This window comes from Cellulomonas algicola, assembly GCF_003851725.1.
Taxonomy (GTDB): domain Bacteria; phylum Actinomycetota; class Actinomycetes; order Actinomycetales; family Cellulomonadaceae; genus Cellulomonas; species Cellulomonas algicola.
Window position 1 is genome coordinate 5,405 of record NZ_BHYL01000127.1, and the last position, 219, is coordinate 5,623.

Below are 219 nucleotides of genomic sequence, written 5' to 3' on the forward strand. Positions count from 1 at the left end.
TGCCGACAACTTCACCACCCATTCATTGCTACGCGTCCACTGTGCGGTTCCCGAGAGACGAACGGGAACCCGTTTGACAACTCGACAACGTTACGGCGGTCATAGCGAAGGGGAAACGCCCGGTCCCATTCCGAACCCGGAAGCTAAGCCCTTCAGCGCCGATGGTACTGCACTCGCCAGGGTGTGGGAGAGTAGGACGCCGCCGGACACCATTCAGAA

The 219-nt window shown here is 59.8% G+C and carries 1 rRNA gene; it reads left to right on the top strand.

The features are described from left to right. Positions 1 to 91: 91 nt before the first annotated feature. Positions 92 to 208, top strand: a 5S ribosomal RNA gene (gene rrf / locus CTKZ_RS09610). Positions 209 to 219 lie beyond the last annotated feature (11 nt).